The organism is Streptomyces sp. NPDC107454 (genome assembly GCF_055582885.1).
Map to the genome: position 1 here is coordinate 74,398 of NZ_JBVJPA010000021.1, position 13,065 is coordinate 87,462.

Here is a 13,065-nt window from a genome sequence, read left to right on the forward strand (position 1 = left end):
GAACCATACGCCGCCCCACTGACAACGCCGGAAACCCGCAGGCACGCAGGACGTACGGCCCGGAAACACGCGGGTTCAAGCCATCGGGGCGCCTTGCCGCGGCCGTCAGCCGTCTCAGGTGAAGTACACGCCGCCCAGGACGACCACCACGGCCGCCACGACGAACAGCAATACCCACAGCGCCAGCTTCCCGACACTCGGCGGGGGCTCGTAGCGCGGCTGCTCGGGAAGGTGGGCCGACGGCTCGGGGTCGTGGGTCGTCGGCTCGGGGGTACTCATGACGTGGTCACCACGGCGGCCTGCGGACGGATCGGGAGACGGTTGACGGGGCGGCCCGTCGCCGCCCGTACGGCGGACGCGACGGCCGCCGGGGACGTCACGACCGGCACCGCGCTGGCCGCCTTCGCGCCGAAGGGGGCGACGACGTCGCGCTCCTCGACGAGCTTGACGATGCGGATGTCGGGGGCGTCCAGGGACGTCGGGAGGGCGTAACCGGTGAGGTCGGGGTGGCGGACCAGACCGCGGGCGGTGCGGAGGTTCTCCGTGAGCGCGGCACCGACGCCCTGGGTGACGCCCGCCTCGATGCGGGCCGTGAGCTGGGCGGGGTTGAGGATCCGGCCGACGTCCTGGGCGAGCGCGAGCTCCACCACCCGCACCGAGCCCAGTTCGATGTCCACGTCCACCACCGCGCGGATCGCGCAGAAGGCCAGGCCCACGAAGGCGTCGCCCTGGCCCGCCTCGTCCAGCGGCTCGGTCGGGTGCGGGCGGCACTGCGCGGTGGCCCACAGCTCCTTGCCGTCCATCGCCTCCGTGACGGTGGTCGAGAGCACACCGTCGTAGGAGGTGATCTTGCCGTCGGTGATCTGGAGGAGCTCCGTGGACATGCCGAACTTGTGCGCCAGGGGCTGCAGGAGCTGCGTACGGACCATCTTCGCGGCGCGTTCGACCGCTCCGCCCGACACCCAGGTGTGGCGGCCCCGGCAGCTGGGGCCCGCGGGCGGCTGGTCGGTGTCGACCGGCGCCACGTGCACCTCGTCGATGCCGAGGGTCTCCTGGACGATCTGGCGGGCCAGGGTGGTGAAGCCCTGGCCGGTCTCGACGGCCGCGCACAGCACCGTGGCGACGCCGTCGTGGACCTTGACCGTGGCCGTGGAGACCTCGTCCGCGCCCTCGGCGCCGAGCATGTGGACCATGCCGAGGCCGTAGCCGACCCCGCGGCGTACGGCACCGGGTTCGCCCGCGCCCTCGGGGCCGCCCGGGAGCAGCCACTCGTCCTCGGGGGTGTCCTTGGGGAGCGCGGGCAGGGGGTAGTCGCGTACGGCCTGGAGCAGTTCGGCGACCGGGGCCGGGCAGGTCACCGTCTGGCCCGTCGGAAGCACGTCCCCGGTGGCCATCGCGTTCTGCAGGCGCAGTTCGGCGGGGTCGATGGCGAGCTTCTTGGCGAGCTTGTCCATCTGCGCCTCGTAGGCGGCGCAGACCTGCATGGCGCCCTCGCCGCGCACATGGCCGGAGGGCGGGTTGTTGGTGCGCACGGCCCAGCCCTCGATGAAGGCGTTCGGGACGACGTAGGGACCGCAGGCGAAGGAGACCGCGGCGGCCAGCGACTCGGCGGACGTGTCGGCGTAGGCGCCCGCGTCGAGCAGGATCTGTGCCTCGACCTTCACCAGCCTGCCCTCGGTGTCCGCGTGGTGGCGGTAGCGCAGGAGGGTGGGGTGCCGGTGGGCGTGGCCGAGGAAGGACTCCTCGCGGGTCGCGGTGATCTTCACCGGGCAGCCGGTCCGCAGGGCCAGCAGGCCGAGCGGGAGCTGGAAGCCCTGGTCCTCGCGGTCGGCGGTGGCGCCGGGCACTCCGGTGACGACGACCTTCACCCGCTCGGGCTCCAGGCCGTAGCAGGCGGCGGCGGTGTCGCGGTCGGTGTGCGGGTCGGTGGAGGCGACGTAGAGCTCGACGCCGCCGTCCGGGCGGGGCACGGCGAGTCCGGCCTCGGCGCCGATCGGGGCCGGGTCCTGGCGGCCGATGCGGTACAGGCCCTCGACGACGATCTCGCCGACCGCGTCCGGGTCGCCGTGGCGCAGCGGGATGTGCCGGATCAGGTTGCCGTCGGGGTGCAGGGGTTCGGCCTCGAACGCCTGCTCAGGGTCGGTCACCGGGTCGAGTACTTCGTACTCGACGATGACGGCCGCGGCGGCCATCCGCGCGGTGTCCGGGTGATCGGCGGCGACGGCCGCGATGGGCTCGCCGTGGTGGCGTACGACCTCGGAGGCGAACACCGGGCGGTCCGCGCGGCCGCGGCCGTGCAGGGCGGAGCCGGGCACGTCCTCGTGGGTGATGACCGCCCGTACGCCGGGCATCTCGCGCGCGTGGCTGGTGTCGATGGACACGATGCGCGCGTGCGGGTGCGGCGAGCGCAGCACGGCCGCCCACAGCAGGCCCTCGGCCCACAGGTCGGCCGCGTACGGGAAGGTGCCCTCCGTCTTGGCGCGGGCCTCCGCGGCGGGCAGCGACACGCCGAGCCCGTGGGGCAGCGGCTCGGGGCCGGTGTCGGGTGCCGCGGGAGTCGCGGTCGCGGTCTCGTTGCTCACGCCTGGCCTCCGTCCTGGCCGTACGGCTGCTCATGCGGCGCCTGGGAGTCGTACGGAGAAGGGTCCTCGAACGCCGAGGGGTTGACGCCGCCCGCGCCGGGCCCCGCCTGGTGCGGGATGCGCGGCTCGTCCGCGTCCGGTGTGGCCTCGGCGGCGGCCGCGTTGTGCGCCTGGCGTTCGGCGACGACCTCGCGTACGGCGTCCAGGACTCCGCGGTAGCCGGAGCAGCGGCACAGGTTGCCGCACAGTGCCTGGCGGGTCTCGAGTTCGGTGGGGGCCGGGTTGCCCTCGAGGAGGTCGTGCACGGTCATGGCCATGCCCGGGACGCAGAATCCGCACTGCACCGCGCCGCACTTGGCGAGGGCGCGCTGCACGTCCGAGGGCTGTCCTTCGGCGGCGAGGCCTTCGACCGTACGCACCTCACTGCTCGCGGCGGTGACGGCGGGCACCAGGCAGGACGCCACGAGCCGCCCGTCCACCTGCACGTTGCAGGCTCCGCACTCGCCCTGCGAGCAGCCGTCCTTGGCGCCCGCGAGGCCGAGGCGCTCGCGCAGGACGTAGAGCAGCGACTCGCCGATCCAGGCGTCGGTCACGGGGCGGTCGGCGCCGTTGACGCGCAGGACGTAGGAGGCCAGGGGGTGTTCGTCGTGCGGGGGCGGCGCCGAGGTGTCCGGGTCGCCCGCCTCCGCGGCGGGGGCGTCCGGCGCCGGGGTCTCGGGGTACTCCGAAGGGTGCTCGGGAAGCTGCTCCGAAAGGTATTCCGAGGAGTCCTCCGGGACCGCTGCCGGAGCAGTCCGCATGGCCGGGTCGTGGTCCGGTCCCGCCCCGTCCGGGGTCCCGTACGCCTCGGCCGTCGCGTGCGTGGGCCCGGCGGCCGGCTCAGGAGCCTCGTGAGCGGCCTGCGCGGCCGTCTGGGCGGCCTCGGCGGCCGATTCCGCATGCATGTGCCGCGCGGGCTCCACCGGGCCCTCAGAGGCCTGCGGGGCCTCGGGGGTCGCCGCGCGCGGTGCGGCGGACCACGGCTCGCCGATCTCCGAGGTCGCCCAGGGCGCTGCCGCACCGCCCGGGAGTGTGGCGGGCGGCGTGCCGCCCCACTGCTCGACGAGGGCCGACGTGGTGAACTCGCCCGATTCGTCCGGAAGATCACCTCCGGCGACCGGAATCGACCACTGTCCGGTGACGTCGTGTCCGGGCGCGTCGGCCGGGTGATGACCGGAGGGGGCGCCCTCCCGGGCGACCTCGCCGAAGTCCCACTGCCCCGTGGCGCCGGGGTGGTACGAGAACCCGTCGTGCGCGGCCTGCTGATGCCCGGACTCGTGGCGTACGGCTTCCTGGTGCGCGGCGTTGGGGTCCGGCCACTGGACGGCCTCGGCCGGCGTGGCCCAGGTGCCCGTGGCCCCGGGGTCGGCCGCCGGGGGCGCCGTGGTGATCCGGGGGGGCACATAGCCGTGGCCGGGGGCCGCGAGAGGCGTCTCACGTTCCGCCAAAAGAGCGTCGATTCCGCCCTCGGGGAGCTTGACGAAGGCGGTGGCGCCGTCGTCGTAGTCCCCCTGCGGGAGGGGGTCCCACCTGCCGCTGGTCCGCGGAGTGCCCTCTCTGTGCTGGTCGTCGGTCACGACAGTGCCCTCCCCAGTGCTCGTCGGGCCAGCGCGGCGACGGTGCGCCGCAGGTGCAGTACGGCGGGCGGAAGCTGTTGCACGGAGCCGTCCTCGGCCGGGACGGGATCGGGGATGCAGGCCGCGGCGACGTACTCCCCGAAGGCGTTCAGCGCCTCCGGCACGATCGTCCGGCTGTTGTCCCAGTCGATCAGCTGGGCGACCCACGCCTCCGCGTCCAGGGGCCGCAGCGGCATCGGCGCTATGGCGCCAACGGCGCACCGCACACCGCGCCGCGCCGGGTCCAGCACGAGCGCGACGGACGCGATGGCGCGCCCGGGTCCGGTGCGTCCGGTCGCCTTCAGGAAGACCTGCGGCGCGTGCAGCAGCGGCACCCGCACGTAGCCGATGAGTTCGCCGCCGCGGAGCATCTCCATGCCCGCCAGCAGGTGCGACACCGGGATCTCACGGCGGGCTCCGCCCTGGCCCGCGATGATCAGCGTGGCTTCCAGGGCGGCCAGCACGGGCAGCGCGTCCCCCGTGGGGGCCGCCGAGGCGATGTTGCCGCCCAGGGTGCCCGCGTTGCGGATCTGCGGCGGTCCCGCGGCGCGCGCGGCGGCGGCGAGCGCCGGGATGAGGGCCGCGAAGTCGGGGCGCCCCATGCGGGCGTGGGTGAGGCCGGCGCCGAGCAGCGCGTGGCCGTCCTGGTACTGCCAGCCGCGGATCTCGCTGATCCGGCCGAGGCCGACAAGTGCGGCGGGCCGCAGCTGTCCGGAGTTGACGGCGGCCATGAGGTCGGTGCCGCCGGCCACGGGGACGGCGGCGGGCATGGCGGCCAGCGCCGCCACTGCCTCGTCCAGCGAGGCGGGCAGCGTCACGGCCTGCGCCGCCTGCGGTGCGTGCGTGGTCAAACCGGCTGCCCCTTCCCGCTGCCCCACCTGGTCCCACCTGTGTTGCGCGTACGGTACGTGCTGACAGGGCGGACGTGGCAACTCTGGCACATCTTCCCCGGCCCTCGACGCGGGGGTCCGCTAGGAGGCATTCGCCCCCTCACCAGGGAGATGGTCCGTTTTCCTACGGCATCGCCGGTCAGTACGAATTGCCACTCTTCGGTGGCCCTTGGGTGTCTTTTGCCTTGTGGGGCCACTGCGTCGGGGCGAACGGGCCGGGACACGCCGGTCGGGGGTCACCTCACACGTTTGGGGGCGCCCCCTCGATCGGACGTCCGAGCACACCCGGGCGCCGCTGCCACGGAAGGGGGCCCGTGGGCGGGCGGTAGGCCACGCCCAGGGCGTCAAGTCGCCCGTAGTGGGCGGCCATCCGGCGCTCGAAGTCGGCGAAGTCCCGCTCGGCGGGGGCGGGCAGGGCGCTCCAGGCGACCTCGGCGAAGGCCGCGAGCCGGGGGAAGGTCTGGTAGTCCACGCGTGCGGGGTCCTCCATCACCTCGGTCCACACGTTCGCCTGAGTGCCCAGCACATGCCGTGCCTCCGCCTCGGTGAGCTCGGGCGGAACGGGTTCGAAGCGGTAGACGTCCTCCAGGGTGCGGACATATCCGATCGGCACCGGCTCGTCCGGACCCGCGGCCTGGCGGTGGTCCAAGTACACCTGCTGCTCGGGGCACATGACCACGTCGTGGCCGGCGCGGGCGGCCCTGATGCCGCCCTGGTAGCCGCGCCACGAGGACACCGCCGCACCCTCGGCCAGCCCGCCCTCCAGGATCTCGTCCCAGCCGATCAGCCGACGCCCGCGCGCGGAGAGCCAGTTGTCGAAGTGCCGGACGAACCAGGACTGCAGCTCGTCCTCGTCCGCGAGCCCCAGTTCCCTGATGCGCGCCTGCGCGGTCGGCGACTGCTTCCACTGGTCCTTGGCGCACTCGTCGCCGCCGATGTGCACAAACCCCGAGAAGCCCGAGAACCCCGAGAACGGCGAGAACCGCGTGATCGGGCCGGCGTCCGCCGGGAAGAGCTCCAGGAGTTCCTCGAACACCCCCTCGTAGAAGCGCAGGGTGTTGTCAGTGGGGGCGAGTACGTTTTTGGAAACGCCCCAGGTGTCCCAGACGGTCAGGGAGGTCGTGTCGATGACGTCGGTGTTGCCCAGTTCCGGGTACGCGGCGATGGCGGCCTGCGAGTGCCCGGGGATGTCTATCTCGGGGACGACACTGATATGCCGCTCGGCCGCGTACGCGACGATCTCGCGGATGTCGTCCTGCGTGTAGAAGCCCCCGTGCGGCTTCTCCTCCCACCGGGGCGAGGCACGATGGCCGAATTTCGTGCGCGCCCGCCAGGATCCGACCTCCGTCAGCTTCGGATACCGCTTGATCTGGACACGCCAGCCTTGGTCGTCGGTGAGGTGGAAGTGGAAGACATTGAGTTTGTGGGCGGCCATGAGGTCGAGGTGACGCAGGACGCCGTCCTTGGGCATGAAGTGCCGGGAGACGTCGAGCATGAGTCCGCGCCAGGGGAATCGAGGGGCGTCCTCGATGATCTGGTGCGCGATTCCGTACGTCCTGCCCGGCCGGACGGGGGCGCGGCGGAAGGCATCGGGGCCGAGGAGTTGACGCAGGGTCTGCGCGCCCCAGAAGACCCCGGCCGCGCCGCCGCCCCGGATCTCGATGCCCCAGTTGACGACGACGCTGAGTTTGTACGCCTCCGGCTCCAGGGTGTCGTCGAGGAGCAGCCGTACGGCGTTGCGGGCGTCCTGCGGTCCTGGTCGCAGCGGCAGGCCGAGCGCGGCGCCGAGCGCGGCGCGCAGCCAGCGCTCCGTGGCGTCCGTGCCGGGAGCGGCCCACAGGGTGGTCTCCGCGTCGAGTTCGACCCCGCAACGCATGGGGCCCTCGATGGCGCGGGGCGCCGGAATCACATGGTTCACGTCAGTCCTTCACCGCTCCGCCCAGGCCGGAGACCAGGCGTCGCTGTACGAGTACGAAGAAGATGAGCACCGGAATCGTCATCACCGTGGACGCCGCCATCACGCCGCCCCAGTCCGGCTCGTCGGGCTTGTAGAAGACGAGGAGGGCCATCGGCAAGGTGGACTGCGAGGTGTCGCTGATGATGAAGGACTTGGCGAACAGGAAGTCGTTCCAGGCCGAGATGAAGGAAAAGACGCTCGTGGCCACCAGCCCCGGGAAGACGAGCGGGAAAAGGATCTGCCAGAGGAATCGCGTACGGCTCGCCCCGTCGATGTACGCGGCCTCCTCCAGCGCCTCGGGAACCGCCTTCACAAAACCCCTCAGCATCCAGATCGCGAACGGCAGCGAGAAGGCGATGTGCGGCAGGATCAGCGAGCCCAGCGTGTTCAGCTGGCCGAAGTCCCGCATCAGGAAGAAGAGGGGGATCGTCAGCGCTTCGACGGGCACCATCTGCGCGACCAGGAACATGATCAACAGGGTGGTCCGGAAACGGAAGCGGAATCGGGTGACCGCGGTCGCCGCGAGAAACGCGATCAGCGCCGAGACGACGACCACGGACCCCGCCACCACAAGGCTGTTGACGAAGTAGCGGCCGAATTCCTGCTGCCCGAAGACGCGCCGGAAGGAATCCAGGGAGGGCGAAAGCGTCCACGGCCGGGGCTCGGTGGACTCGATCTCCCCGGCCGGTTTGAAGGCGCCGAGCACCATCCAGTAGAGGGGGAAGGCGACGACCACCGCGATCAGCAGCGCGGACGCCTCGGCGGCGAGCCGCCAGGGGCGCCGGGGACGCCGTACGAAGCCGGGTATCAGGCTCACAGTTCCTCCCCCTGCCTGCGCAGCAGCCGCAGGTACACCAGCGTGACCGCCAGCAGGATTGCCAGCATGACCACGCCGATCGCCGAGCCGAGGCCGTACTGCGAGGAGGCGAAGGCCTTCTGGTAGGCGTACACGTTCAGCACGAGGTTCTGGCCGGCGATGCCGCCGCCGTTCGTCATCACGTAGATCTGCGTGAAGACCTTGAAGTCCCAGATGACCGACTGGATGGTGACGACCACCAGGATCGGGCGGAGCAGCGGTGCGAGGACCGAGCGCCAGATCCGCCACTGCGAGGCGCCGTCCAGGGCGGCCGCCTCCAGCACTTCGGAGGGTACGGCCCGGATCCCCGCGTAGACCGTCACCATCACGAACGGGAAGGAGCACCAGACCACTTCGAGCAGGACGAGGGCGAAGGCGCTGTAGCGCCCGTACGTCCAGGAGTGGTCGCCGATTCCCAGGACCCGGTTGACGGGCCCGAAGTCGGGGTCGAACAGGAACAGCCAGACCGTGGACCCGGTGACCGCCGGAGTCGCCCACGCGCCGAGCGCGGCCAGCATCAGCGCGAGCCTCGGCAGGGCCCGTACGCGGGTGAGGAGCACGGCGAGGGCACAGCCGACGGCCAGGGTGGAGAGCACGCAGGCCGCCGCGAACACCAGCGTGGCGATCAGGACCTGCCAGAACTGGTCGTCGGCGAAGAGGGTGGTGTAGTTGCCGAACCCTTCGAAGGCGGTCGGTTCGCCGCCGCTGACCTGTGCCTGGGTGTACTTCAGGAGCGAGATCAGGCCGAGCTGGTAGATGGGGTAGACGAGCAGGGCGCCGAGGACGACGAGGGCGGGGGCGAGGTGGAGCCAGGGGGTCCAGCGGGCGCGCCGGCTGCCGGGGACGCCGGCCGCGGCCTTCGCGACCGTGACCGGTCGGGCGACGGCCTCTCGCGTGGTCATCCGCTCACCCCACGGAGCTGAACGCGTCGTTCATCTTCTTCGCCGCGTCCTTCGAGGCCGCCGCGACGTCCTTCTTGCCGCTGATGACCTCCTGGAACATCGTCGGCAGGACGAGCGAGGCGTCGATCTGGGACCAGGCGGCCGAGGCGGGCACGAACCTGGCGCCCGAGGCGAGGGTCTTCACGAAGGGCGCGACGAACGGCTGCTTCTTCGCGACCGCGTCCCGCACGTCGCTGTACGTGGGCAGGAACCCCATGGCGTCGAAGAGCTCGCTCTGGGTCTTCTTGCTCGCCAGCTGCTCCATCAGGTCGACGGAGAGGGCGCGGTGCGAGGTGCTCTTCAGGACGCCGATGTTGTTGCCGCCCGCGAACGCCGGGGCCACCGAGCCCGGCTTCACACCCGGCAACGGCACGACCGCGTACTTGCCCTTGATCTTCCCGGCCTCGATCGCGGCGTGGCTGAAGTCGCCGCCGATGGCCATGCCCGCCCTGCCGGAGGAGAACGCGGTGACGGTGTCGTTGCCGGTCATGCCCGCGCACTTGGCGGCGGGACAGTTGTCGGCGCCGAACAGCGAGGTGTAGGCCTTGATGCCCTTCCGGGCGGCCTCGCTGTCGATGGTCGCGGCGTAGGAGCCGCCCTTGCCCTGGGCGATCTCGCCGCCCTGGGACCAGATGAAGGGCATCGCGCCGTATGTGTAGGCGCCGCCGACCACGAGTCCGTAGAGGCCGGGATCGGCCGCGCGGATCTTCTTGGCGGTGGAGATCAACTCGGCCTGGGTCCTGGGGGCTTCGAGGCCGAGGCCCTTGAGGATGTCGGTGCGGTAGTAAAGGGCGCGGACGCCGACGAAGAACGGGGCGCCGTAGATCTTCCCGTCCACCGTCACGGACTGCTTGGCGGTCGGGTCGGTGTCCTTGGCCTCGCTCCAGTCGGCGAACTCCCTGGTGACGTCGGCGAGTCCGCCGTCCTTGACGTAGCCCGCCGTGTCCGTGTTGCCGTACTCGATGACGTCGGGGGCGCTCTTCGGGTCGTTGAAGGCGGCCTTCATGCGCTGGGCGCGGGTCTCCACGGGGATGTACTCGATGGTGACCTTGGTGTCCTTGTGGGCCTTCTTGAAGGTGCTGACGGCCGCGTCGACGACCTTCTCCTTGGGCCCGTTGCTGACCTCCTGGAAGAGCCAGACCCGCAGCGTGCCGGTCTTCTCGTCCTTTCCGGAGGAGGAGTTGCCGGAGGTCTGGGGGGCGCAGGCGGTGGCGACGACAAGGGCGGCGAGGGCGACGGCCGTTCGGGCGGGGAGCTTCACGGGCAGCTTCACAGAGAGCTTCATCGAGCATCCTCCGATGGGGGGCGTTGCAACATACGCAATGGCGGTTTCGCTCTGCACAACACACCGGAGGCTATGGACTACATGGACATGCCCACAAGAGGTCTCAACCACTCTGTGACCACGGGGCGCACCCTGTGCAACGGCAACCGGCGCGAAGACCGCCGGCACACACGACGCAAAGGCCCTCGGGGCGCGCCGGAACGCGCCCCGAGGGCCTTGTGATCGTCGGGCCGCCGGTGCTCGGCGGCGCCCGTTACTTGTCCTGGCCGCCCTTGCCCTTGTCGCCACCGGCGCCCATGGACTCGTAGATCTCCTTGCACATGGGACACACGGGGTACTTCTTCGGGTCGCGGCCCGGGACCCACACCTTGCCGCAGAGGGCCACGACGGGCGTGCCGTCGAGGGCGCTCGCCATGATCTTGTCCTTCTGGACATAGTGGGCGAAGCGCTCGTGGTCCCCGTCGCCGTGCGACACCTGCGGCGTCGGCTCTACGAGGGTCCCCGTCCCAGTGCCTCGCTGGGGCTGGGTCTCAGGCTCAAGAGTGCTCATGAAAGCCAAGGGTACTGAAGGTCACGGACATCAGTTGAGTGAAGGGTCGTCCGGATACGTCGCCACCATCGCGAGTTCGTTGCGCTGGCGGCGCAGAACCTCGCGCCAGAGGCGCTCCGGGGACGGGGAGGAGACGTCTCCCGGTTCGGATTCCACCACGTACCAGGCACCCTCGGTCAGTTCGTCCTCCAGCTGGCCGGGGCCCCAGCCCGCGTACCCGGCGAAGATTCTCAGGGAGCCGAGGGCCGAGGCGAGAAGTTCCGGTGGGGCTTCCAGATCGACGAGGCCGATCGCGCCGTGCACCCGCCGCCAGCCGAGTGGCGCGCGCTCCCCGGAGGCGACGCCGCCCGGGATCACCGCCACGCCCAGCGCCGAGTCCAGCGACACCGGGCCGCCCTGGAAGACGACGCCGGGCTCCCCGGCCAGGTCGGCCCAGGCCTCCAGGATGTCGCTGACGTCCACCGGGGTCGGCCGGTTGAGGACGACACCGAGCGAGCCCTCCTCGTCGTGGTCGAGGAGCAGCACCACCGCGCGGTCGAAGTTCGGGTCCGCCAGGGCGGGCGTGGCCACGAGCAGCCGCCCTGTGAGCGAGGACACCTCGGTCATGCCAGACATGATCCCGCATCTTCCCCGGGTAGGGGGACCCAATACCCGTACCCGGGTGAATGCAGCTCAGGGCGCAGAGGAGCGTCCCCCGCGCACACCGTCTCCGGTGACCCCGTGTGCCCGATTCGGAACGGTTCGTGTTGTGGCAAAGCTATGACGTTGCTGGGTGGTCCTTGGGCTTACTTAAGGGGGGTGGGCGGCGATTACCCTTGCTCTTCGGCTCCCGCCCAACCGGCCTGCCGACGCATACTCCTGCCCAACTCATCGGAACGCGAGATACATGACCGTCAACGGCTCTGACGATGTACTGCTTGTCCACGGCGGAACCCCGCTCGAGGGCGAGATCCGTGTCCGCGGTGCGAAGAACCTCGTACCGAAGGCCATGGTCGCCGCCCTGCTGGGCAGCGCTCCGAGCCGACTGCGCAATGTCCCCGACATTCGCGACGTGCGCGTCGTGCGCGGGCTGCTGCAGCTGCACGGCGTGACGGTCCGTCCGGGTGAGGAGCCGGGCGAGCTGATCCTCGACCCGTCGCACGTGGAGAGCGCGAACGTCGCCGACATCGACGCCCACGCGGGCTCGTCGCGCATCCCGATCCTCTTCTGCGGCCCGCTGCTGCACCGTCTGGGGCACGCGTTCATCCCGGGTCTCGGCGGCTGTGACATCGGCGGCCGGCCGATCGACTTCCACTTCGAGGTACTGCGGCAGTTCGGCGCGCGGATCGAGAAGCGGGCGGACGGCCAGTACCTGGAGGCTCCGCAGCGGCTGCGCGGCACGAAGATCCAGCTGCCGTACCCGTCCGTCGGCGCGACCGAGCAGGTGCTGCTGACGGCGGTGCTCGCGGAGGGCGTCACCGAGCTGTCCAACGCCGCCGTGGAGCCCGAGATCGAGGACCTCATCTGCGTACTGCAGAAGATGGGCGCGATCATCGCCATGGACACCGACCGGACGATCCGCATCACCGGTGTGGACTCGCTCGGCGGCTACACCCACGCGGCCCTCCCGGACCGCCTGGAGGCCGCCTCCTGGGCTTCCGCGGCGCTGGCGACCGAGGGCAACATCTACGTCCGCGGCGCCCAGCAGCGCTCGATGATGACGTTCCTGAACACCTACCGCAAGGTGGGTGGCGCGTTCGAGATCGACGACGAGGGCATCCGCTTCTGGCACCCGGGCTCGCAGCTCAAGTCCATCGCCCTGGAGACGGACGTCCACCCCGGTTTCCAGACCGACTGGCAGCAGCCGCTGGTGGTCGCCCTGACGCAGGCCACGGGGCTGTCGATCATCCACGAGACGGTGTACGAGTCCCGCCTCGGCTTCACCTCCGCGCTGAACCAGATGGGCGCGCACATCCAGCTCTACCGCGAGTGCCTCGGCGGCTCGAACTGCCGCTTCGGCCAGCGCAACTTCCTGCACTCGGCCGTCGTTTCGGGCCCGACCAAGCTCCAGGGCGCCGACCTGGTCATCCCCGACCTCCGCGGCGGCTTCTCGTACCTGATCGCCGCCCTCGCGGCCCAGGGCACCTCCCGCGTCCACGGCATCGACCTGATCAACCGCGGCTACGAGAACTTCATGGAGAAGCTCGTGGAGCTCGGCGCGAAGGTCGAACTCCCGGGCAAGGCGCTCGGCTGACCTCAGCCTCTCCCCTCCGGCCCGGGCAGCTGCCCCCGGCTGGGGGTCCAGGGGTCACCCCCCGGACAGACACAGCATGAAGAAGCTCGTGGAACTCGACGCGAAGGCCGAACTCC

General features: G+C 71.2%; 11 protein-coding genes. 1 reads left to right on the forward strand and 10 read right to left on the reverse strand.

From position 1 onward, the window contains the following. Nucleotides 1-114 precede the first annotated feature (114 nt). The 10 genes from ACZ69M_RS41630 to ACZ69M_RS41675 form a co-directional block, all read right to left on the reverse strand. Nucleotides 115-279, reverse strand: coding sequence for a hypothetical protein (locus ACZ69M_RS41630; protein ID WP_470058323.1), 165 nt, complete (start codon nt 277-279; stop codon nt 115-117). Next, the gene (locus tag ACZ69M_RS41635) at nt 276-2,582 is read right to left on the reverse strand and encodes a xanthine dehydrogenase family protein molybdopterin-binding subunit (RefSeq protein WP_470058325.1); all 2,307 of its coding nucleotides are present in this window, start codon (nt 2,580-2,582) and stop codon (nt 276-278) included. The genes ACZ69M_RS41630 and ACZ69M_RS41635 overlap by 4 nt, the downstream gene beginning before the upstream one ends. Then, nucleotides 2,579-4,198 carry a (2Fe-2S)-binding protein gene (locus ACZ69M_RS41640; RefSeq protein ID WP_470058327.1) on the reverse strand — a complete coding sequence of 540 codons (1,620 nt, stop codon included), beginning with the start codon at nt 4,196-4,198 and terminating at the stop codon, nt 2,579-2,581. Before ACZ69M_RS41640 ends, ACZ69M_RS41635 begins: the two co-directional genes overlap by 4 nt. Then, on the reverse strand, nt 4,195-5,088 hold the full coding sequence (locus tag ACZ69M_RS41645; protein WP_352049009.1) for an FAD binding domain-containing protein: 894 nt from the start codon (nt 5,086-5,088) through the stop codon (nt 4,195-4,197). The genes ACZ69M_RS41640 and ACZ69M_RS41645 overlap by 4 nt, the downstream gene beginning before the upstream one ends. 280 nt (nt 5,089-5,368) lie before the next feature. Beyond that, nucleotides 5,369-7,045: a beta-N-acetylhexosaminidase gene (locus ACZ69M_RS41650; RefSeq protein WP_470058329.1), complete on the reverse strand. Its 1,677-nt coding sequence runs from the start codon at nt 7,043-7,045 to the stop codon at nt 5,369-5,371. A gap of 1 nt (nt 7,046) precedes the next feature. Continuing rightward, on the reverse strand, nt 7,047-7,895 hold the full coding sequence (locus ACZ69M_RS41655; RefSeq protein WP_373559073.1) for a carbohydrate ABC transporter permease: 849 nt from the start codon (nt 7,893-7,895) through the stop codon (nt 7,047-7,049). Between the two features lie 2 nt (nt 7,896-7,897). Further along, on the reverse strand, nt 7,898-8,842 hold the full coding sequence (locus tag ACZ69M_RS41660) for a carbohydrate ABC transporter permease (RefSeq protein ID WP_470058331.1): 945 nt from the start codon (nt 8,840-8,842) through the stop codon (nt 7,898-7,900). Between the two features lie 4 nt (nt 8,843-8,846). Then, nucleotides 8,847-10,166, reverse strand: a complete 1,320-nt coding sequence (locus ACZ69M_RS41665) for an extracellular solute-binding protein (RefSeq protein ID WP_470058333.1) — start codon at nt 10,164-10,166, stop codon at nt 8,847-8,849. 253 nt (nt 10,167-10,419) lie between these two features. Continuing rightward, nucleotides 10,420-10,716 carry a DUF3039 domain-containing protein gene (locus tag ACZ69M_RS41670; RefSeq protein ID WP_075029065.1) on the reverse strand — a complete coding sequence of 99 codons (297 nt, stop codon included), beginning with the start codon at nt 10,714-10,716 and terminating at the stop codon, nt 10,420-10,422. Nucleotides 10,717-10,746: 30 nt separating this feature from the next. After that, on the reverse strand, nt 10,747-11,322 hold the full coding sequence (locus ACZ69M_RS41675) for a YqgE/AlgH family protein (RefSeq protein WP_054229660.1): 576 nt from the start codon (nt 11,320-11,322) through the stop codon (nt 10,747-10,749). A gap of 280 nt (nt 11,323-11,602) precedes the next feature. Between ACZ69M_RS41675 and murA the strand changes: the two genes are divergently transcribed. Continuing rightward, on the forward strand, nt 11,603-12,949 hold the full coding sequence (murA, locus tag ACZ69M_RS41680) for a UDP-N-acetylglucosamine 1-carboxyvinyltransferase (RefSeq protein ID WP_067379861.1): 1,347 nt from the start codon (nt 11,603-11,605) through the stop codon (nt 12,947-12,949). The last annotated feature ends 116 nt before the right edge of the window (nt 12,950-13,065 follow it).